The sequence below is a fragment of the uncultured Exiguobacterium sp. genome (assembly GCF_964277885.1).
Classification (GTDB): domain Bacteria; phylum Bacillota; class Bacilli; order Exiguobacteriales; family Exiguobacteriaceae; genus Exiguobacterium_A.
This window is the reverse complement of record NZ_CAXYJR010000005.1, coordinates 1,582,923-1,604,569: the sequence shown is the minus strand read 5'-3', so window position 1 is coordinate 1,604,569 and position 21,647 is coordinate 1,582,923. Positions and strand designations below refer to the sequence as shown.

The window sequence follows — 21,647 nt, the reverse complement described above, 5'->3', positions numbered from 1 at the left end:
AGACTGATTGATGGTTTAAACCGACCGTTGACGGCGTTTATAGAAGAAATAGACGATGATTAAGACGACAGCAGCAATCAACACACCATTCGTATATGGTGCGGCGACTTCCTTGATCGAGCGCCAGTTCGTTCCGAGCGTCTCCCCAAGATAGAGAAACAAAATCGACCATGGAATGATGGCAAGAACCGTGTAAAGTGAAAACTTCGTTTGATCCATTTTTGCAAGACCAGCCGGAATCGAGATGGCATGGCGGACGACAGGGATGAAGCGTGCGCCGAAGATGACACCTTGACCGTACTTCAAGAACCAGCGTTCAGCTAAATCCAGATGATGTTCAGAAATTAGAATATACTTTCCGTACTTTAGGATCAATGGACGACCGCCGTAGCGAGCGAACCAGTATAAGAACAGTTGCGACAGCAATCCGCCAATAACAGCGGCTACGACAGCGAGCGGCCAGCCGATCGTTCCTTGAGAGATCATGAATCCACCGTATGAGAGGACGATTTCGCTTGGTATGATTTCAATCATCAACCCGAGGGCGATACCGAAATATCCGAGATCGGCAAGCGAAAGTAAAATCTGGTTGACGATTTGAGATAACACGTAAGACAACTCCTTTATAATCAGTACATTCTTTTATTTTAGAGAACCAACGATCAAATGAAAAGGAAAAAAACGGAGACAATTTAAAAGACGGATTCGCCATGAACGCGAACCCGTCTCATTTTTATAATACGACCGCAGCGATCGTACCGAAGATGATCAAAGGAATATTGTAGTGCAGGAACGTCGGGATGACGGTTTCCCGCATGTGATCGTGCTGACCATCTGCATTCAGACCACTCGTTGGTCCGAGTGTCGAGTCTGACGCGGGGCTACCAGCGTCACCGAGCGCACCAGCAGTCCCGATGATAGCAATCGTTGCTTCTAAGCTGAAGCCGTACTGAATGCAAAGTGGAACGAAGATGGCAGCGATGATTGGAACAGTCGAGAAACTCGAACCGATGCCCATCGTGACGAGAAGACCGATCAAGAGCATGACGAAAGCAGCAACGAGTTGGGAATCACCCATTAATGCTTTTGAGTTCTCTACGAGCGGCTCGATATCACCCGTTTTACGCAAGACGTTCGAGAATCCGTTTGCTGAAATCATAACGAATCCGATGAATGACATCATCCGCATACCACGTGTAATGACGTCATCTGCTTCACTGAATCGAACGAGACGAAGCAACAAGAAGAGAATCAAACCAGTCGTCGCAGCAAGAATCATCGATTCTGTCTGCAGTTGAACAATCAACGTCGCGATGACGACAACACCACTTAAGATCAGTTTCGTCTTCGTGATGACCGGAATTTCATAATCGTCCGGGGCGATATCACGAATTTCATATGTCCGCTCTTTCCGGTACGTATAAAGACCGATCAAGAGACCGACGACCATTCCAAGTGCTGGAATCGCCATCGCTTCGATGACGGATGCACCTGTTGTATCAAGACCATTGGCTTTCAGGTTTTTCAGCAAAATCTGATTCAAATAGATATCTCCGAATCCGACCGGTAAAAACATGTACGGTGTGACGAGACCGAATGTCATGATGATCGCAATCCGGCGTCGGTCGATCTTCAACTGAGAAAAAAGACCAAGCAATGGTGGAATGATGATCGGAATGAAAGCGATGTGAATCGGTAAAGCATTTTGTGAACTGATTGCGAGTAACAGAATCGCAAACAAGATAAATCCTTTTAACTTTTTGACTGAAGCGGCACTTGCGTTACCGCGTGAACGCTCGATCAATGCGTGCGCGAGCGCATCCGGTAAGCCCGTTTTTGAGAGAGCAACGGCAAATGCGCCAAGCATCGCATAGCTAAGGGCGATCTCGGCCCCGTCGCCAAGACCACCTGCGAACGCTTCGGTTGTTTTCGTTAAATCAAGCCCACCGACGAGACCACCGGCAAACGCACTGATGATCATCGCGAGCACGATGTGGACGCGGAAAATCGCTAAGATGAATAGTAAAAAGACGGCAAACAATACGGCGTTAATCATTCAGTAAAACCACACTTTCTTTTGTTATCACTGCACTATACTAAAGTATCTTACAGCCATGTTGGAACACTGTCAAGGGTAAAAGTCTGACCTCGTAGAAAAGGACTTCACAATACACTTTTGCGCTTTTCATAAAAGGTCACACTCTTTTATACCCGGAAGTATAAGGTGAAAAGCGCATGGATTACTCAAAAAAACGTGCCATCCTTCTCTGTTACGAGAAAATGGCACGTTATCTTTAAGTTCAGACGACGTATAGCATCTGAATCTATTTGCGTTTCTTCTATAGAGAGTGATCAGCAATCGACGACGTCAAGTTTACCAGTTCCTGGATCGATGACGAGTCCGTGGACGTTCGTCCCAGGTGGTAGTAATGGGTGGTTCTTCACAAGGTTGACCGAGTGGGCGACGCTTTCTTGAACTGACGTGAAACCACGCAACCATTGATTCAAATCAACACCAGATACTTCGAGTGTGTGAAGAATCTGTTGGTCGATGCCCCGATCCTTCATTTCACTGATCATGTGTTTAGGATCAATCGTGCTCATGCCGCAGTCGTGGTGACCGATGACGACGACTTCTTCAGCACCAAGAGCATACAACGCGACGAGAATCGAGCGCATGACGGAACCAAATGGGTGCGATAGGATAGCACCGGCATTTTTGATGATCTTCGCATCCCCGTTCTTAAGACCAAGTGCGTGTGGGAGGAGTTCCGTCAAGCGGGCATCCATACACGTCAGGATGACGACCTTTTTGTCTGGGAACTTATCCGAGACGAACTGCTCATACTGTTTTTCGGCGACGAATCGCTCGTTGAAGGCTAGCATTTCCTGTACAACTGACATTCAAGTGTCCTCCTTTAGTGGTAGCTCTTAATATGTACCCCATATCAGAATACAAGATGATGAAACGGCTATCAAGTCACGAAAATGCGAGGTGTGACAAATCGCACACATTTATGTACATGAAGCAAAACGATGAAAAAGAAGAATTTACAACAGTTGTAAACGCTATCAAAGGTGTGAGGGAATTCACAGGATGGTCATGCACAAAACAGGAAAAAGGGGTTATGATTGATTTGTGAAGGAAAGCACAAACTATTGAAAAACAGCTTGGCATTCCTGACATAATGGTTGGCAAATCAAACTCAGATTCGTTCCACGACAGGGAGGAAACCACTCATGGCTGTGAAAGAAAAAACAAAATCGACGGTAACGCCGGTCGAACAAGCAGTTGGACAAATCGTTGAAAAAGGGCAACGTGCATTACAAGAATTATTGACATTCGATCAAGAAAAAATCGACAAGATCGTCCGGGATATGGCACTTGCCGGACTCGAACGGCACGTCGAACTCGCTCGTCTCGCAGCAGAAGAGACGGGACGCGGTGTCTTTGAAGATAAGATGATTAAAAATATGTTTGCGACAGAATACATCTATAACAGTCTACGTCATGAAAAAACAGTCGGGATTTTAGAAGAGGATGTCCAAAACGGCATCACCTATATCGCTGAACCCGTCGGTGTCGTCTGTGGTGTCACACCGGTCACGAACCCGACATCAACGACGATGTTCAAAGCATTGATTGCGATCAAGACACGCAACCCGATCGTCTTCGCGTTCCACCCATCGGCACAACGGTGTTCCGTCGAAGCAGCGAAAACACTCCGTGACGCAGCCATCAAAGCCGGGGCACCGAAAGACTGTATTCAATGGGTCGAAGAACCATCACTTGAAGCAACGAAAGTCTTGATGAACCATGAAAAAATCGCCATGGTCCTTGCGACAGGTGGAGCAGGAATGGTCAAATCAGCGTATTCAACAGGTAAACCGGCACTCGGTGTTGGACCAGGGAATGTTCCGTGTTACATCGAACAGTCTGCGAAAGTCAAACGGGCAGTCAGTGATCTCGTTCTCTCAAAAACGTTTGATAACGGGATGATTTGTGCGTCTGAGCAAGCCGTCATCGTCGACCAAGAGATTTATGCGACAGTTCGTGCGGAAATGGAAGCACTCGGTTGTTACTTCTGTACACCGGAAGAAAAACAACGCCTTGAATCACTCGTCATCAAAACCGATACGTGTGCCGTCAACGCGGACATCGTCGGGAAACCTGCGACATGGATCGCAGAAAAAGCCGGCATCGATGTTCCGGAAACAACAGTCATGCTCGTCGCGGAACTCGAGCACGTCGGAGCGGCAGAACCACTGTCTCATGAAAAACTGAGTCCGGTCCTCGGTGCGTACCGCGTTGCATCGACCGAAGAAGCGTTCACGATTGCCGAACAGATGCTTGAGATCGGTGGTCTCGGTCATACGGCCGTCATTCATACGACAAACGATGATTTAATGACAGCGTTCGGACTCCGCATGAAAGCCTGCCGGATCCTCGTCAACAGTCCATCTGCTCATGGCGGAATTGGTGATCTGTACAACGAGTTGACACCATCACTTACACTCGGTTGTGGATCATACGGGAAAAACTCTGTATCTGAAAACGTGACAGCGAAACACTTACTCAACGTCAAAAAGGTGGCGAGACGACGCGTGAACATGCAATGGTTCAAGGTTCCTGAAAAAATCTACTTCGAAAAGAACTCTGTTCAGTACTTGCGGTCGATGACTGACGTATCACGTGTCATGATCGTGACGGATCCAACGATGGTACAGTTCGGGTATGCCGATAAAGTGATTCAAAACTTACCGCAGTCCGTCAGTTACCGGATCTTTGACCAAGTCGAACCAGATCCATCCGTGACGACTGTTCAGACAGGTGCTCAAGCGATGCGTGACTTTAAACCCGACTTGATCATTGCTCTCGGTGGTGGTTCAGCGATGGATGCCGCAAAAGGAATGTGGCTCTTCTACGAACAACCGAATGAAACGTTCTCGAACTTACGTCAAAAATTCCTCGATATCCGCAAACGGGCATATCAATTCCCGACACTTGGTCGTCAAGCGAAGTTCGTCGCGATTCCGACGACTTCTGGTACAGGTTCAGAAGTGACACCGTTCACCGTCATTACGGATAAAGAGAAAAACGTCAAATACCCGATTGCTGACTATGCGTTGACGCCTGACGTCGCAATCGTTGATCCAGAATTCGTCATGACCGTCCCAGCTTCAATTACTGCTGATACCGGAATGGATGTTTTGACGCATGCGACAGAAGCATACGTCTCGGTGCTTGCGAACGACTACACGGATGGACTGGCACTGAAAGCAATCAAGATGATCTTCGATTACTTGCCACGAGCATATGCTAACGGATCAGACGCCGAAGCACGCGAAAAAGTGCATAACGCGTCAACGATGGCAGGGATGGCATTCGCGAACGCCTTCCTCGGCATCAACCACTCGATCGCGCACAAAATCGGTGGCGAATTCCATACACCACACGGACGGACGAACGCGATCCTGATGCCACACGTCATTCGCTATAATGCGTCACGCCCAACAAAACTAGCAGCATTCCCGAAATACGAATCATTCGTCGCCGATGAACGGTATGCCGACATTGCACGCTACCTCGGTCTTCCGGCAACAACGACGGAACAAGGGGTCGAATCACTTATTCAAGCAGTTGCCGATCTCGGACAACGTCTCAACATCAAGATGTCATTCAAGGCGCAAGGCATTCAAAAAGCAGACTTCGAGGCAAAACTCGACAAGATGGCAGTCGATGCCTTCGAAGATCAATGTACGACAGCGAATCCGAAGATGCCGCTTGTCGCTGAGTTACGGACGATCATGGAACAAGCGTACGAAGGCATCTAATAGAGAAAAATACCATGGCACCTGATCGTTCAACCGGCTTCTCACTGTGAGAAGCCGGTTTTTGTTTTGGGAATCAGTGGAGACAGTCAGAGAAAAAGTGGGATATAATGGCTGTTGAATGAATTTGATGTTTTTCGTTTCGCTGTAGCAGGAATATTCAAACATCAGACATTAAAAGGAGGAAATGGGATGGAGTCAAGGCAAGAAAGGAAACAACGACGGTTTTCCGTCTGGGATGTCCTGTTTGGCGTCCTCATCGGTCTCATCTTTTTCGGTGTCATCTATGGCGCAATGGCATTTTTGACTTCACAAATCACCTCATCCTCAGACTATCAGGATCTCGTGACGCAGATGCAACAGGCGGACGTCTCCTGGAAAGATGCAGACATCACGGTGTCATTGATGCTTCTGTTCGTCGGTGGGCTATCGATCACGATGCCGAGTGCGGTCCGAGACGGAATCATCAATCAGGTGCTCGATGCGAGTTCTGCCGGCGACGTCTTATCGTTGTTTGGGATTGACTTAAAGCAAGTTCTTGCACCACTTACGTTTGATGTCTCTTACGGCACGTTACTCTATTCCGTTTTTGGCATCGGTTTGATCGTCCTGTTATTTTTGGTGTTACGGATTAAGGCAAGTCGGCTCGGGTGGACGATTCGATCGATCAGTTTCTTCTTAACAGTCGGGATCATCTGGTTCGTCCTTGCTGGACGCGGAAACGACGTGCCATTCCTCTCGTTACAAGACGGCTATGCGATGAGCGGGATCTTACCGCTTCTCGTCGTCAGTTTGCTTGGTTGGATGGCGTTCTTCCCGCAAAAGTTATCCGGTTTGACAGCTGCCGGTCGTGCCAGTTTGCTGATTTTAATGCTCGCAAGTACACTTCAACTCGTCTTTACGGTGCAGGACGAAGCGGAATATGACGGTGATTCCTCACTACGGACAGCACTCACCGTCGCGAGTCTGAACGCCGGAAGTGGCGGGATGTACGACTGGATCCACGGCGGTCAGGTCGTGTATCAAGCAGATGTCCTTGGAGCGAATGCGGAAATCCCGGTCTCGATGTTAAACGGAGAGACCTCAACGGATCAGCTCAATGACTCGATTCAAAAAGTCGTCGATGGAATCGACACGGACCGGGTGACAGAACAATTGTTGACGTTACTCGGTGGAGAACGTCCGGATTTGTCATCAACACAATTGAAGCTCGACCCTGTTGATTACGGTGTCGCGCGGCAGACGATCCAAGCGATTGATGCGGAATCGGCAGGAGCGACGCCACCGAATGTCTCCAGTGAGAGTGCGTACTGGGTGCTGTTGCTCGTAACGTTCGCGATCTACTTCGTCTGTAGTATCCGAAGCTTCAAGTCGATTATCGATCCGTTCGTCTTTGCGATCGCGATCGGTGTCATCAGCTTCATCGTCAGTCAAGCTTCATACGTTCAGTTCGCGATGAAATGGCGCAGTGACGTCTTATTCGAGTTCGCTCAACAGACGGCAGGCTGGACCGTACTATACGCCGCAGGACTTGCGTTACTTGGTGGAATTCTTGGTTATGTCGTCCGACGGAAACCAGAGAAAACGGTGTAAGGGACGTGGAGTGATGAAGCTCCTCCACGAGGAGATATACCCTGAGTGGGGATGACGAACGTTGCTGTCATGCTCGCTTTCCGTAGGCGAGAGGTAAGTCGCGTATCCTAAACTACGACCGGATCTCACCTGACCCTGACGAAAGCGAAAACCATGCTTTCTTTCCCTGTAGGAGTCGAGAAGGAACAGTTACGTTCTACATCAAGCATAAACGATACGTTTTCAGGTTCATGTCCTGGAATGTATCGTTTTTTCGTGGTTCATCTCATTTCATTTTCACCCCCCCTTTTTTTACCATTCACGCTTGATGTGTAAAGGTAAAATCAACAATGTTAAGCCAGTATTTGGAATTAGTTAAGAAGGTTAAATAAGACGGATGTCCGACCTATTTGAAAGGACTATTAGCTATAATCGAACCATGCTAAATTAATGAAGCAGTCAAAACATCCTGGGGGGAAATTTAAATGAAAAAAGCTACAAAGCTCGTCATCGCGTCGACCTTGATCGCACCGATGCTCGTACCGGTCGTTCAAGTCAAGACACTTGCTGCTGACAATAGTGTCGTCAAGTTACGCTTCTTAGAAACAACGGATTTACATACGAACTCCATGAACTACGATTACTTCAAGGATGCGCAGGACGAAACGATCGGTCTCGTCAAAGCAGCTACAGTCATCAAGAAGCAACAAGCTGAAGTGGGCGCTACGAACAGCTTCTTGTTTGATAACGGAGATACACTTCAAGGAACGCCATTCGGTGATTACGTGAAGAATCAGTACGATAAAGGAAACAAAGGCAAACACCCGATGTACGAATTGATGGAATACCTCGGTTATGATGCAGTCACGCTCGGAAACCATGAATTCAACTTCGGGCTAGATTTCTTGAAGTCAGCGATGAGTGCTTCGAGCGGTTCAATCAAGTTCGTCAACTCAAATGTATTGGATGCAGTTACGAAGAAGCCAATCGTTTCAGACTACAACAAAGATGGAAAAGATTATCAAATCATCGAACGTCAAGTCAAGGATCAGAACGGTGACATGAAAACAGTCAAAGTGGGTGTGTTCGGAGTCGTCACGCCACAAATCATGGCATGGGATGCGGGGAACCTGACAGGGAAAGTCACAGCAGAAGATATCATCCCTACTGCAAAAGCAACAGCGAAAAAATTAAAAGATGCAGGCGCAGATGTCGTCGTGGCACTTGCACATACAGGGATCGGGGATACAGTAGATCAAAAAGATGGTGATGAGAACGTCGGATACGCGTTGACAAAAGTCGCAGACATCGATGTCTTGATGACAGGTCACCAGCACGGGAAATTCCCAGCAGCCGATTCAGCGTTCAACAAACTACCAAACGTTGATGCAACGAACGGATTGATCAATGGCAAGCCAGTCGTCATGGCAAACACGCAAGGTAAAAACGTCGGAGTCATCGATCTTCAGTTGAAGGAAGTTGACGGGAAATGGGTCGTTGATACGTCAGGTGCGAAACTAGCGGACGTGACGAAAGACACGACAGCTGATGCCGGTGCCGTCAAGTTGATCGAAAAAGCACATGAAGGAACGCTCGCTTACATTCGTCAAGAAGTCGGGACGATCAATGATGATATCCAAAGCTTCTTCGCTCTCGCGCAAGATGATGATTCCGTTCAGTTCGTCACGAACGCTCAAAAATGGTATGTCGAGAAACAACTTAAAGAAAATGCCGATCTTGCGAAATATAAAGATCTCCCGTTGTTGTCAGCCGGTGCACCATTCAAAACAGGTGGTCGTAACCAAGTCAACGCGTCCGATTACACATTGATTAAAAAAGGACCGATTGCGCTCAAAAACGTCGCCGATCTCTATGTTTACCCGAATACACTTGAAGTCGTCAAAGTAACAGGTGCTGACGTTAAAGACTGGCTTGAGATGTCAGCCGGTCAATTCAATCAAGTTGGTGCTGAGCAGACAAACTTATTGAACAAAGATTTCCGTAGCTACAACTTCGATATTCTCGATGGCTTGACATATGAAATTGATATCACGAAACCGGCGAAATTCGACTATAACGGTGTCGTCGTCAATAAAGACGCAAATCGCGTCCAAAACATCAAGTATCAAGGCAAAGCGATCGCAGACGATCAAGAATTCCTTGTCGCGACGAACAACTACCGAGCAGGCAGTGCGACGTTCCCGGGTCTTGGTGGCGGAAAGAATATCGTCTACAAATCAGCCTACGAAACACGTAACGTCATTTCGGACTTCATCAAAGCGAAACAACCGGTTGATTATAAAGCCGATGACAACTGGTCACTCGTCGCAAGTAAGCCAACGACGGTCAGCTTTGATTCAGCGGTTGCAGCTGCACCGTACGTCAAGCGGTATGAAGGCATCACGAACACAGGTGAAACACGTCCAGGTGAGACAGGTACGTTCCTCAAATTCAACATGAACGTGCCGATGAAAAACTTCAAGGTCTCGGCAAAAGCAGTTAAACCAGGTGCGAAAGTCGTTACTGGTCAAGCCGTTCCAGGTGCAAAAGTCATAGTCAAACTTGGCGATAAAGTCCTTGGAACAGCAACAGCAAACGAAGCGGGTCAATACGAAGTCGTGACACGTCCGCTCAAATTGCGTGACAAGTTGACGATCGTCTCTGAACTCAGCTTCATGAAGACAGAAACGAACGTCACAGTCGGAACAGGTGTCGTTGCGACACCAGCGATCGATAAAAAGTCAGCAGTCTACGGTTCAACGGTCCTCCGCGGTAAAGCAACGGAAGGTCTTGACGTGACGCTCTATAAAGGATCAACGAAGATCGCGAAAGCGAAAACGACGGCAAGCGGCTTCAAGATTGCGGTCAAGAATGGTCTAACGACAGGTACGTACACGGTCAAGTCGACAGACATCTCGAACAAGATCACGAAAAAGGCGTCGTTCACGATCAAGAACACGTATCCGGTCAAAAAATGGTCAGGCAAAAAGACGTTGACAGGTAAAGTCGAAAAACGACAAATCGTCCGCCTCTACCAAAAAACAGAAGCTGGTTATCAATTGATCGCTCAAGACGTGGCGGATCAGCACGGGAACTATGTCTTGAAGATGCGTAAGGCATTGACGAACGGTTCGTACAAACTCAACATCTATACAGCGAAAGATCATCTCGATCAGTCACGTTACTTCATCACGAAGTAACATCTCACTCGGATGTCTGCATATGCAGGCATCCGTTTTTATTTGATTAGATACGTGCGTTGTGATAGCAGAAACCGTTTAATGCGTTCGTACATGATTGCTTGCTCGACTGTTAATTGATTCGTCGCATGCGACATGTAGAGTTGTGACGTAACGGTAAACACATCGTCTGTGATGAAAGGGAGTCCCATTTCGCGGCAGACGGAGACGGGAACGAAGCTGAAATACCGTTGCTGGCGTAAGGCGAGTTGCAGCGAGACGTCATCAATATAGTGCGAGGTATCGGCATAGATGTTTAGTTCCGCCATCTTCAATTGGATGAAGCGGTTGTAGTCCTTATTGTGGGAGGGAAACAAAAAGGCAGTCTCTGTTGCATCCGTATAGAGTGCTGTAATCGCTTCTTTCTCTGAATAGGAAGCAGGGTAGGTGATGACGATCTCCTCTTCCACGATTGGTTCGCTCGTAATGAGCGGATGCTTGAGTTCCATAAAGCTGATCGAGAAATGGAATTCTTGATGAAGCAGACCGCTTAAGATGTCGCGATTCGAGAGGATGTCCGAGTTGAACAAGGGCGCCGTCTGCGGTAGGAGAAATTCTCGTAGAATCAATTGAATGAAGCGACCATGCGAACTGGCAAGACTGAGTGGCGTTTCGGTAGAGGCATCATTTCGCGCCATGCGTTCCTGGACACGTGTTAGCTCATGTTCGATTTTTTCGACCGACTGCAGCAAGAGTCGTCCATTGTCGGTCAAGCTGATCGTTCTACCTTTTCGATGAAACAACGTCGTGTTCAATTCACGCTCCAGTTTTTTGATCGTCGCACTGAGGGCGGGTTGGCTGATGAATAATCGTTCGGCAGCACGCGTCACGTTCAATTCCTCCGCGACGTGACGAAAATAATTCAAATGTAAGAGTTCCATGATATCCTCCCAACATAACCTATAGGTTATTAAAATATATAAATATATATATTTCTGTTTATGATAAAACCAGTATATCGTAAATACCAGAGGTGATAGAAATGAAAATCGGAATTTATGGAGCAGGATCACTAGGAACCATCATGGGAGCTTATTTGAGTCAACAGTATGCGGATGTCGATTTGATTGATACGAATCGCGCACATATCGAAGCGCTAAATACAACAGGCGCGCATGTCATTGGACCAGATTTGACGCAAGCCGTCCACGCGATTCATCCAGAAGACATCACGGAGATGTACGATATCGTATTGTTGCTGACGAAACAGGTCTACAATGAACCGGTCCTGGCGAAAGTCCGGACGATCTTGAAGGAAGACGGTATTCTCGTCTCCTTGCAGAACGGTGTACCAGAAGAATTCATTCAACAACAGATTCCACGCGAACGTATCATTGCGGGATCCGTCGAGTTCGGAGCGACGTACGTCGGACCAGGCGAGTCACGTCTGACATCGGATTACGAGCACTTCAAGACATATGCGATGCAAATCGGTGAACTGGATGGGAAGAAGACGGACCGGATCATTCACTTGAAGGAAATCCTTGATCACATCGGTGGAACGGAAATCTCTGATAATCTGCCGGGAACGAAATGGTCAAAACTCGTCATCAATAGTACGTTCAGTGGGTTATCCGCTGCGTGTAACGGTACGTATGGCGACGTTCTCGATCATCCGGTCTTGTTACGAACAGCGATTCATACGATGCAGGAAGTCGTTGAAGTCGGTCACGCCCACGGCATCACATTCGCGCCGATGAGTACGTTTGAGCCGGCAGCTTACGCAACACTAGACGATATCGATGAAAAACTGAGCACCGTGCCACAATTGATGCATGGGTCGCGTGACTTAGAAGCAAGCATGTTGCAGGACTTACAAAAAGGGCAACCGACCGAAATTCGTTTCATTAATGGGATCGTCACGATGTATGGCAATACGTACGATATCAAAACACCATTCAACTCACTCATTCAAGAAATCGTCGAAGAAGCCCAAGCCGCGAAGACGGTTCCAGATTTTGAAACAAGTGTCGCACGCTTTGCTGCATTATTAAACGCATGAAGGAGGGATTCAGATGAGACAGGAAGATGTAAAAAATATCGTCGCGACACCGATCAATGCACCGGTCTTTCCGGCGGTCGATATCTTCTTTCGGAATCGGGAATACTTGAACATCATCTATGAGACGGACATCGAAGCGTTACAAGCAGTCGTTCCGGAACCGCTCGAGGTGCTGAGTAATCAGATCAAGTTTGAGATCATCAATATGCCGGATAGCACAGGTCTTGGGAGTTATCTCGAGTGCGGGCAAGTCATTCCGGTTCGGTATCAAGGGGAAGTTGGTGAGTTCTACCTCTCGATGTATGTCAACAATCAGCCGGCAATCGCCTCTGGTCGTGAAGTAGCTGCGTTTCCGAAGAAGTATGGTTCACCCCGGCTCTATCTCGACAATGATGTACTCGTTGGTACGCTTGACTATCATTCGCTCCGCGTCGCCCAAGCGACGATGGGATACAAATATGTTCAGATGGCGGTCGAAGAGGCACAATCGATTGTCGGTGCGCCGCAGTTCATGCTTAAACAGCATCGTGGTTATCAAGGTGAGTTGATCATCTCTGAGCTGACACGGAGTCAAATCACGGATCTTGAGATTAAAGAAGCGTACCGTGGACCGGCGCGGCTCCAGTTGTTCGAACATGTCATGGCACCTCTCGCTGACTTCCCTGTTCGAAAGATCGTCGATGCCCAGCATATCATCGCTGATCTTCGACTGGGTGGACCTGCGAAGCTGTATGATTATCTGAAGGATTAACTCTCATCAAACAGTATGTGTAACGAAACGACCTCCAAAGCGGATGGTCGTTTTGTTTTACCCCAAAAACTGGCATACTGAATTGAGAGGGGGAAACGACCATGCGACAAGTCATTGTGTTACCGTATCAATCAGAATGGGCGAGTGAATATATGCGAGAAGCGGACCGGTTACGAGAGGTGTTCGGAGCACGTCTTAAGCAGATCTATCATATGGGGAGCACATCAGTTCCGGGACTCGCAGCAAAACCGATCATCGATATCTTACCCGTCGTCGATGCGCTCGAGGGGATCGAGCAGTTCGACGCACAGATGGAAGCAATCGGTTACGAGGTGAAGGGTGAATTCGGGATGCCGGGGCGTCGGTACTACCGAAAAGGTGGCGACGAACGGACGCACCATATTCATCTCTATGCGACGGGAAATCGAGAAATCAAGCGCCATCTCGTTTTTCGGAATTACTTACGTACCCATCTGGAAGAAGCTGCTGCTTACGGAGCATTAAAGAAACAATTAGCAACGACATATCCGCTTGATATCGAAGCCTATATCGCCGGTAAGGATGCGTTCGTCAAGGAACTCGAACAACGTGCGATCGCTTGGGGGAAAGAGTATGACTGACTGGGAATATGCCCTTATTCGCCATGTTAGTGTTGGTGTGAAGACGTCGAAAGCGCTGTTTGAAAAGATTGAAGTGCAGGACTGGGACGCGCAACCAATCCCCGGGAAACGGACCGTCGGTGAAGTCGCTGTCCATCTCGCTGTATTACTCGAAGCCGATTTGATGCTGGCAGAAGGGGCTACGGCTGAAACAATGCAGGCGTTTTATGCGACACCGGTCCTGCGAGATCAGTTATCAGAGCGAATCGATCAAGCGTTTCAGGTCTATCAAGAAAAAGTCACGGCCGGTTTTTCGACGCGTCCGACGTACTGGGGAGTTACCGACTCGATGAACGGCTGGACGATTGAGGCAGCTGTGCACCTCTATCATCATCGGTCTCAGCTATTTGATTATTTGAATATCCTTGGGTACGAGCTAAAGATTTCGTTATTTGAATGAATGGAAGTAGGGATAGTGTATGGAATATATCGTAGAAACATCAGCCGGCCGCTTCGATACCCGACTGACAGGAAGCGGGGACGTCACCTTCGTCCTCGATCACGGGATGATGTCGAATCGGCATCAGTGGGGCTGGTTACGAACTGAATTATTGAAACGGGGACGGGTCTTTGAATATTCGCGTCTCGGATATGGGCGGTCAAGTCGTGGTAAAAACAAACGGCTCTTTACGCATCAAGCGGATGAGTTGGCAGATGTTTTACGGATATTACATGTCGAAGGACCATATGTCTTCATCGGTCACTCGCTCGGAGCCTATATTTCGCTCGCAAGTGGACGCCTGTTCGCAGACGAGACACGTGGTATCGTCTTGCTTGATCCGTCGCATCCCGATGTCGATGCGGCATTACCGAACTGGTACGAACGAACACAAGAGGAGTGGAATCGATTCCTCTATTTCCTTAGTCACGTCCGACCAATCGCCTGGATGATTCCTGACCGTCTCGGCAAAAAGATGTTCAGTGTCTTACCGGAAGCCGACCAATTGCCAATGTGGCGGCATTTTGCGGCACCTGGACATTGGCGGGGAACGCTCGACGAATGGCAAACGGTCGAGGAGAACAATCAGATGATTCTTTCGTTGCTTGAAGACGTAACACAGCCGGTTCTCGTACTGTCTGCTTCGAACTGGGCAGGAGGCATGCCGGAAAGTTGGTTGAACCCGGCATTGACCGAACAAATCAATGCGGCTCACGCTGCGTTCGCCGATAGTTTACCGAACGGGATGTATCATGTGATTGCGGATACAAATCATTATACGATTGCCGGGTTTTCACACGAGGCAGCGGAGCGGATCACAGATTTAATCGGGACAACGTGGGATTTACCGATTCAAAATTAAGTATAGAGAAAGTAGACAGAAATTTGCTGAGATCGAAGATAGTATAGTTTTCCTAAAATAAGCGTCGCGCCGCTTCACTTCGTTGCAGGATCGCTCCTACTTGTATTCCCCTAGGAAGCGATTCCGAGCAGAATATCTGACACTTCATCCTTTTTAGTACGAAAGGGCGAAGTGTCTACCGTTTAAGTCGATACTTGTCGGCTTTTTTATAGAATAAAATAAATCGAAATCATTCCGATTGACGTCAGGGGAAAAGTCAGTTACTCTATAAAACGTAGAGATTACGTTTTAGAGGATGAATGATGATGCAACCGATATCGATCACGGTTTTATCCGGTTACTTAGGATCCGGTAAAACGACATTATTAAACCATTTACTACATAATCGCGAAGGGCGCCGCCTCGCGATCATCGTCAACGACATGAGTGAGGTCAACATTGACGCGGCATTGATTGAGCAAGGCGGATTCTCGCGGACGGAAGAGTCGTTCGTCACACTCTCGAACGGATGCATTTGCTGCACGTTACGCGATGATCTTTTGCTTGAAGTCAAACGCCTCGTCGATCAAGGGGATATTGACGGTATTGTCATCGAATCGAGTGGTATCTCAGAACCGATTCCGGTCGCCCAGACTTTCACGTACGAAGATCCGGACAGTGCAATCGATCTAACGCACGTCACAAAAATCAACGCGATGGTCACGGTCATCGATGGATACCGTTTCCTGAAGGACTTCGAGTCTGGTGAATCGTTGATTGAGCGGAAACAGGCCGTCGATGAGACAGACGTGCGCGAAGTCGTCGATCTACTCGTCGATCAAGTTGAGTTCGCGGACATCATCGTCTTGAACAAAGTCGATCGCCTGACACCGGAAGAACGCCATACCGTCATCGGCTATTTAAAGGCATTAAATCCAGTTGCCCGCTTGATCGAGACGACGTATGGTCAAGTTGATCCGGCAGAGATCTTAGACGTCGATTTATTTGATTTTGAACAAGCGGCAGCAAGCGCCGGTTGGATCCGCGAATTGAATGCGGAAGAGCATATACCGGAAACGGAAGAGTACGGAATCAGCTCATTTGTCTACAAGCGCGACGTGCCGTTCCACCCTGAGCGCTTGCTAGCCTTGATTGAAGACTGGCCGCAAGAAGTCGTCCGGGCGAAAGGCTTTTTGTTCCTTGCGACACGTCCTGAGATGGCACTATTGTTCCACCAAGCAGGATATGCTTCGAACATGGAATACGCTGGTCGTTTTGCATCAGACGAAGATCGACGGACCGAGCTCGTCTTGATTGGCATCGGACTGGAGCGAGAGAAGCTCGAAGCGCTATTCGATGCGTGTCTCGTCCAAGCTGACGAAACAGACTGGGTGTCATTGAACGATCCAATCCCTGGTCGTGAGATGTACGAAGACACATTTTTATAAGAGGTCAATCTTTCGAGAAATCGTATCTGCGATTTCTCTTTTTTGTTATATTTTCATAGTGAATGGGGAAAGAATACTAGTGAAGGTATGTTAATTGAAGGAGGAAAATCTGTGCGCAACCGGATTTTACAATTCGCACTTGTATTTTTAGTCGCCGGCGGTATCATTTGGGGACTATATCAACTCGGCTATTTATTTTATGTCTTAACGATTTCAGCGACGGTCGTGCCGCTCGCCGTCATCATGATCATCTTCATCGAGAATCGGACTGCGGAATCAACAATCGCTTGGTTCCTCGTTCTGATTTTCTTACCGATTCTCGGAGTCATCATCTGGTTGATGTTCGGTCGGAATCCACGGCGTCGCCGCCGGAATCGTCGTTCGCATGACGAACGGAAATTGCTCAAGCAAGCGATTCGACCAGTTCGGTCGCTTGCTGTCAGTGAGTTGCCACCGAATCACTTGAAGCTCGCGAACACGATTCGTAACTTCGGTGGCGGCGGGGTGGACGTTCATACAGCAAGTGACATTTTGACGAACGGCGAAGAGACGTTCCCGGCGATTTTGGAGGCGATTCGTCAAGCGCAGCATCACGTCCATATCCAGTACTACATCTATCGTAACGATGAGACAGGTAAGGCAATCCGGGAAGCATTGATTGAGCGACTCGAAGCCGGTGTGACGGTGCGGTTCATGTATGACGGACTTGGAAGTTATATGCTCGGTGAGAACTTCCTGCGTCCGCTACGCGACGCGGGAGCGCATATCGCAGCCTATGATCCGATTTCGAGTCCCTTGTTCATCTTCACGGCGAATTTCCGCAATCACCGGAAAATCGTTGTCGTTGATGGTAAGGTCGGCTTCACTGGTGGATTGAACGTCGGGGATGAGTACGACAGCAAGAGTAAGAAGTTTGGGTTTTGGCGTGATACGCATCTACGACTCGAAGGACGGGCCGTCAAGGAATTACAAGCGACGTTCCTCGACGACTGGATCTATGCCCAAATTGAATCGGACGACACATGGGAGACGTTTGCGGGGGATGAGTCCATTCATCAGTACTTCCCGAAACATGACGTAGCGTCCGACGGAGCGATTCAGATCGTCACGAGCGGACCGACGTCGAAGGATCCCGCGATTCGCAATGCCTTGATTGCAGCAATCATCTCGGCACAACGTTCGATCTGGATTGCGACACCGTACTTGATTCCGGACAATGAGACGATGACATTACTACGACTTGCAGCACGTGCTGGACTCGACGTCCGTATCTTGACGCCGGGTAAAGGCGACAGCTTTACGTCTTATTACGGGACCCGGTCTTACTTCGGACCACTCTTGAAGGACGGCGTCAAGATTTATACGTATAACCGTCACTTCATCCATGCGAAACTGTTTCTCGTCGACGGGAAGATTGGTGCCGTCGGAACGGCCAACATGGATATTCGCAGTTTTGTCCTCAACTATGAACTGATGGCGTTCCTGTACGACACGGAAAGTGCGGAACAGCTCGAGCGTGACTTCATCGCTGATTTCGATGTCTCAATTCAGTTATCATCAAACGATTACGTCAAACGTCCGCTTCGCTTCCGCATTTTTGAGTCGCTCTCGCGCTTGATTTCACCTTTATTATGACGCAACGTTTCGCATCGATTTTCAGGTGCGGGACGTTTTTTTGATTGATTCTTTCTTGAAGTGGGAACATGAACTCTTATACACTAAATGTGTAATCGGTTGCACACTACTTAGCCTGGAAGGAAGTGAAAGGGGCGCAAGTCCCGAACCCGTATGCGAACAATTGATGAATCCCATTTCTACACGCGCGACATGAAACCACAAGCACGACCAGACGCCATCATCCAAGGAGATGTCTACCGTTTCACGGTCTTGACGAGTCGGATGATCCGACTCGAGTACGCGGCGGATGGGCAGTTCGAGGATCGACCGACCCAAACGGTCTTCAATCGTGATTTTCCGGTACCTGCTTACCGCATCGTCGAAAACGAGGAAGAATTGCAAATCATCACCGAGCACGTCCATCTGCATTATACGAAGGGACCGTTCGCTGCGAACACACTCTATATCGATGTCTTAGGGAACTTCAGTACCTACTACAGCCGCTATACGTTCGGCGGACCGCTCCGGACGTTAAAAGGAACGGCACGGACGCTTGACCATGCGGACGGCGTCATCCCACTCGAGGAAGGGATTCTTTCACGGCAAGGTTACGCGGCAATCGACGACTCGAACGCGTTCGTCCTGACGGAAGACCACTTCGTCGAACCGCGACGCTCCGGAACGCATGATATCTATTATTTCGGATACGGTCACGACTACAAACAGGCACTGCGTGACTTCTACCACCTGACAGGACCGACGCCGATGTTACCACGTCAGGTACTCGGCAACTGGTGGAGTCGCTACTGGCGTTATAGTGAGAAGGAGTATAAGGATTTGATGACGCGTTTCAAGACGGAAGATATTCCGTTTTCGGTCAGCGTCATCGATATGGACTGGCATATCACCGATATCCCGGAACGCTATGGAAGTGGTTGGACGGGATACACGTGGAACCGTGATCTATTTCCGGATCCACGCGGTTTCTTACAGTGGTTGAAGGACGACGACCGGATGGTCACGCTCAACTTGCACCCGGCGGACGGTGTGCGTGGGTTTGAGGAAGCCTACGAGGCGATGGCAGTCGCGATGGGCATCGATCCGGAATCGGATGTCCGAATCCCGTTTGATTTCTCGGACCGGACGTTCATCGAGAACTACTTCACGAAGCTGCATCATCCGCACGAGGCGGATGGCGTCGACTTTTGGTGGATTGACTGGCAACAGGGTGCGAACTCAAAGATGAAGGGGCTTGATCCACTTTGGATGCTCAATCATTATCACGCACTCGATATCGCTCGCGACGGCAATCGACCGTTAATTTTCTCAAGGTACGCGGGACCCGGAAGTCATCGTTATCCGGTCGGTTTCTCAGGCGATACGATCATCTCGTGGGCATCGCTCCAGTTCCAGCCGTATTTCACGGCGACAGCGTCGAACATCGGTTACGGATGGTGGAGCCATGATATCGGAGGTCACCAGCGCGGAGAAAAGGATGATGAATTATCGACACGTTGGCTCCAGTATGGCGTCTTCAGTCCGATCATGCGCCTGCATAGTACGATGAGCATTTTCAACGGGAAAGAACCATGGCGTTATTCGACCGATGCGGCGAACGTCATGAAGAAATACCTGCAACTAAGGCACCAGCTCGTGCCGTACATCTACACGATGAATGCCCGTAATCATTTTGACGGCTTGCCACTCGTCTCACCGGTGTATTATGAGCATCCGGAAGATGATCAAGCATATAACGTCCCGAACCAGTTCTACTTCGGAACAGAACTGATCGTCGCGCCGATGGTCACACCGATGCACCGGAAACTGCATATGACGGCAACGACCGCTTGGTTGCCGGAAGGCGAATGGTTTGATTTCTTCAATGGTCACCGGTACCGTGGCGGCAAACAGATCCGTCTGTTCCGTTACCTCGAAGATCAAGGCGTACTGGCAAAAGCCGGTGCGATCGTTCCACTTGGTCGTCATCTCGAACAGTCGAATGCCCTGCATAATCCAGAGGATCTCGAAGTCGTCGTCTTTCCGGGAGCATCGAATCGGTTTACCTTGTTCGAAGACGACAGCACAGGTGTTGCGCACCGCGATGGTGTCAACGTTGAAACGACGTTTGCGCTCGACTGGGGAGCGCGTGAGCTGACGATCGCGGCACCAACCGGACATCGTGATTTACTACCGGAAAATCGGTCGATTACGTTGATCTTACGGGGAGTTCGTGAAGGATACGTTCAGCGCGACGGGGAGAGTCTGACCGGTGTCTATGATCATGCGACACAGTCACTTCGTGTCGAACTTGGCGAAGTGACGGATACGATCACGTTGTCGCTCCAAGTCGAGATCTCGACGAACGAGAACAAGATGGACCGGTTGTATGTATTCCTCGATCAAGCGGAAATCAGCTATGACCTGAAGGATCGTCTCTACCGTCTGCTGTCACAAAAGCTCGACCCGGTCAACATGATGCACCAGTTGCAAGCACTCGAACTCGAGAAGGATCTCGTCGACTGTTTGCTTGAGTTGATGTTGTCTTAAGTGCTAGAAGGAACATGAAGGAGCTGGCGCCGGTATTCACCATTCGATAGGATGGTAGATACCGGCTTTTTAATATAAAAAAACCCTTTCCGTTATGGAAGGGTCTATTGTGTCATTTACGACGCAATTTTTTCGCTTTTTGTTTCATGTCGTTGTACGTGATCATTGGGCTATCGTCCATCGTCAAGCGCAGATGGTTCGGTTCGCCTTTGTTCGTGATGCCGGAGCAATAGAGGATGTCTGCATATTCATTGAATAGATCCTCATAAGCCGGCAGGTGGTGCATCAGGCGACCAGGCGATCCCCAGCCACAGAGGACGACGCCATTTTTCGCTTTGACTTCAGCAAGTGTCTTCGCGACGAACTCATAGTTCGTCTCATCGAAGCTCGCTTGCGCGAAAGGTAGATCCTCGCTGACGAGCAGGTCTGGCATCAAACTGATGATGTCGTATTGTTTAACAGGATCACTGACATACTTCTTCATCAAATTGTACGCACGTTGTGTCGTCGTTCCAGAGAGAAAGGCGTCCGTCGTCCGTGGTGTATAGATTAAAGCGGCGACGTGCGTACCTTCTGCGATGTCGTCAAAGATGTAGCTGCGTAAATAGCGTTTCGTCTTGTCTCGATCAAACGTCGTCTGGACGCGGATCGACGATTCCTCAATCAAGAGTTCGGAAGAATCGGCTGGTGTCATGGGTGG

The 21,647-nt window shown here is 48.8% G+C and carries 16 protein-coding genes; 11 read left to right on the top strand and 5 right to left on the bottom strand.

Annotated elements, in window-relative coordinates:
* Nucleotides 1–15: 15 nt before the first annotated feature.
* The 3 genes from ACHWTJ_RS10280 to ACHWTJ_RS10270 form a co-directional block, all read right to left on the bottom strand.
* The gene (locus ACHWTJ_RS10280; RefSeq protein ID WP_294742182.1) at nucleotides 16–609 is read right to left on the bottom strand and encodes a DedA family protein; all 594 of its coding nucleotides are present in this window, start codon (nucleotides 607–609) and stop codon (nucleotides 16–18) included.
* Between the two features lie 124 nt (nucleotides 610–733).
* Complete coding sequence (locus tag ACHWTJ_RS10275) at nucleotides 734–2,053, bottom strand: Na+/H+ antiporter family protein (RefSeq protein ID WP_394679842.1); 1,320 nt, start codon at nucleotides 2,051–2,053, stop codon at nucleotides 734–736.
* A gap of 299 nt (nucleotides 2,054–2,352) precedes the next feature.
* The gene (locus tag ACHWTJ_RS10270) at nucleotides 2,353–2,904 is read right to left on the bottom strand and encodes a beta-class carbonic anhydrase (RefSeq protein WP_394679652.1); all 552 of its coding nucleotides are present in this window, start codon (nucleotides 2,902–2,904) and stop codon (nucleotides 2,353–2,355) included.
* A 336-nt stretch (nucleotides 2,905–3,240) separates the two neighbouring features.
* On the opposite strand from ACHWTJ_RS10270, the gene adhE reads away from it, so the two are divergent.
* The 3 genes from adhE (at nucleotide 3,241) to ACHWTJ_RS10255 (ending at nucleotide 10,604) form a co-directional block, all read left to right on the top strand.
* Entirely contained in the window at nucleotides 3,241–5,835 is a 2,595-nt protein-coding gene (adhE, locus tag ACHWTJ_RS10265) for a bifunctional acetaldehyde-CoA/alcohol dehydrogenase (protein WP_394679651.1), read from the top strand.
* Nucleotides 5,836–6,024: 189 nt separating this feature from the next.
* Nucleotides 6,025–7,425: a hypothetical protein gene (locus ACHWTJ_RS10260; RefSeq protein ID WP_394679650.1), complete on the top strand. Its 1,401-nt coding sequence runs from the start codon at nucleotides 6,025–6,027 to the stop codon at nucleotides 7,423–7,425.
* Between the two features lie 464 nt (nucleotides 7,426–7,889).
* Nucleotides 7,890–10,604 carry a bifunctional 2',3'-cyclic-nucleotide 2'-phosphodiesterase/3'-nucleotidase gene (locus ACHWTJ_RS10255; protein ID WP_394679649.1) on the top strand — a complete coding sequence of 905 codons (2,715 nt, stop codon included), beginning with the start codon at nucleotides 7,890–7,892 and terminating at the stop codon, nucleotides 10,602–10,604.
* A 38-nt stretch (nucleotides 10,605–10,642) separates the two neighbouring features.
* Here the strand turns inward: ACHWTJ_RS10255 and ACHWTJ_RS10250 are convergent, their stop codons facing one another.
* Nucleotides 10,643–11,524, bottom strand: coding sequence for a LysR family transcriptional regulator (locus tag ACHWTJ_RS10250; protein ID WP_394679648.1), 882 nt, complete (start codon nucleotides 11,522–11,524; stop codon nucleotides 10,643–10,645).
* Between the two features lie 101 nt (nucleotides 11,525–11,625).
* Between ACHWTJ_RS10250 and ACHWTJ_RS10245 the strand changes: the two genes are divergently transcribed.
* The 8 genes from ACHWTJ_RS10245 to ACHWTJ_RS10210 all read left to right on the top strand — a co-directional run bounded on the left by ACHWTJ_RS10245 (nucleotide 11,626) and on the right by ACHWTJ_RS10210 (nucleotide 20,947).
* Entirely contained in the window at nucleotides 11,626–12,645 is a 1,020-nt protein-coding gene (locus tag ACHWTJ_RS10245; RefSeq protein WP_394679647.1) for a ketopantoate reductase family protein, read from the top strand.
* A gap of 13 nt (nucleotides 12,646–12,658) precedes the next feature.
* Nucleotides 12,659–13,396, top strand: a complete 738-nt coding sequence (locus ACHWTJ_RS10240) for an acetoacetate decarboxylase (protein ID WP_394679646.1) — start codon at nucleotides 12,659–12,661, stop codon at nucleotides 13,394–13,396.
* 101 nt (nucleotides 13,397–13,497) lie between these two features.
* A complete protein-coding gene (locus ACHWTJ_RS10235) occupies nucleotides 13,498–14,016 on the top strand; it encodes a GrpB family protein (RefSeq protein WP_394679645.1) in 519 nt (172 codons plus the stop codon).
* Complete coding sequence (locus ACHWTJ_RS10230; RefSeq protein WP_294747011.1) at nucleotides 14,009–14,455, top strand: DinB family protein; 447 nt, start codon at nucleotides 14,009–14,011, stop codon at nucleotides 14,453–14,455. Before ACHWTJ_RS10235 ends, ACHWTJ_RS10230 begins: the two co-directional genes overlap by 8 nt.
* Nucleotides 14,456–14,474: 19 nt before the next feature.
* Nucleotides 14,475–15,356, top strand: coding sequence for an alpha/beta fold hydrolase (locus ACHWTJ_RS10225; protein WP_294751258.1), 882 nt, complete (start codon nucleotides 14,475–14,477; stop codon nucleotides 15,354–15,356).
* 305 nt (nucleotides 15,357–15,661) lie between these two features.
* Nucleotides 15,662–16,783: a GTP-binding protein gene (locus ACHWTJ_RS10220; RefSeq protein WP_394679644.1), complete on the top strand. Its 1,122-nt coding sequence runs from the start codon at nucleotides 15,662–15,664 to the stop codon at nucleotides 16,781–16,783.
* A 111-nt stretch (nucleotides 16,784–16,894) separates the two neighbouring features.
* The gene (locus ACHWTJ_RS10215) at nucleotides 16,895–18,418 is read left to right on the top strand and encodes a cardiolipin synthase (protein ID WP_294742166.1); all 1,524 of its coding nucleotides are present in this window, start codon (nucleotides 16,895–16,897) and stop codon (nucleotides 18,416–18,418) included.
* Between the two features lie 153 nt (nucleotides 18,419–18,571).
* Nucleotides 18,572–20,947 carry a TIM-barrel domain-containing protein gene (locus tag ACHWTJ_RS10210; RefSeq protein ID WP_394679643.1) on the top strand — a complete coding sequence of 792 codons (2,376 nt, stop codon included), beginning with the start codon at nucleotides 18,572–18,574 and terminating at the stop codon, nucleotides 20,945–20,947.
* A 112-nt stretch (nucleotides 20,948–21,059) separates the two neighbouring features.
* Here ACHWTJ_RS10210 and ACHWTJ_RS10205 read toward each other — a convergent pair whose 3' ends face one another.
* Nucleotides 21,060–21,641 carry a DUF1643 domain-containing protein gene (locus ACHWTJ_RS10205; protein WP_035397944.1) on the bottom strand — a complete coding sequence of 194 codons (582 nt, stop codon included), beginning with the start codon at nucleotides 21,639–21,641 and terminating at the stop codon, nucleotides 21,060–21,062.
* Nucleotides 21,642–21,647: the final 6 nt, after the last annotated feature.

Coding starts and splice junctions, on each gene's coding strand:
- ACHWTJ_RS10225 (WP_294751258.1), top strand. CDS start 14,475: ATGGAATATATCGTAGAAACATCAGCCGGCCGCTTCGATACCCGACTG.
- ACHWTJ_RS10205 (WP_035397944.1), bottom strand. CDS start 21,641: ATGACACCAGCCGATTCTTCCGAACTCTTGATTGAGGAATCGTCGATC.
- ACHWTJ_RS10235 (WP_394679645.1), top strand. CDS start 13,498: ATGCGACAAGTCATTGTGTTACCGTATCAATCAGAATGGGCGAGTGAA.
- ACHWTJ_RS10250 (WP_394679648.1), bottom strand. CDS start 11,524: ATGGAACTCTTACATTTGAATTATTTTCGTCACGTCGCGGAGGAATTG.
- ACHWTJ_RS10270 (WP_394679652.1), bottom strand. CDS start 2,904: ATGTCAGTTGTACAGGAAATGCTAGCCTTCAACGAGCGATTCGTCGCC.
- ACHWTJ_RS10245 (WP_394679647.1), top strand. CDS start 11,626: ATGAAAATCGGAATTTATGGAGCAGGATCACTAGGAACCATCATGGGA.
- adhE (WP_394679651.1), top strand. CDS start 3,241: ATGGCTGTGAAAGAAAAAACAAAATCGACGGTAACGCCGGTCGAACAA.
- ACHWTJ_RS10240 (WP_394679646.1), top strand. CDS start 12,659: ATGAGACAGGAAGATGTAAAAAATATCGTCGCGACACCGATCAATGCA.
- ACHWTJ_RS10230 (WP_294747011.1), top strand. CDS start 14,009: ATGACTGACTGGGAATATGCCCTTATTCGCCATGTTAGTGTTGGTGTG.
- ACHWTJ_RS10210 (WP_394679643.1), top strand. CDS start 18,572: ATGCGAACAATTGATGAATCCCATTTCTACACGCGCGACATGAAACCA.
- ACHWTJ_RS10220 (WP_394679644.1), top strand. CDS start 15,662: ATGCAACCGATATCGATCACGGTTTTATCCGGTTACTTAGGATCCGGT.
- ACHWTJ_RS10260 (WP_394679650.1), top strand. CDS start 6,025: ATGGAGTCAAGGCAAGAAAGGAAACAACGACGGTTTTCCGTCTGGGAT.
- ACHWTJ_RS10255 (WP_394679649.1), top strand. CDS start 7,890: ATGAAAAAAGCTACAAAGCTCGTCATCGCGTCGACCTTGATCGCACCG.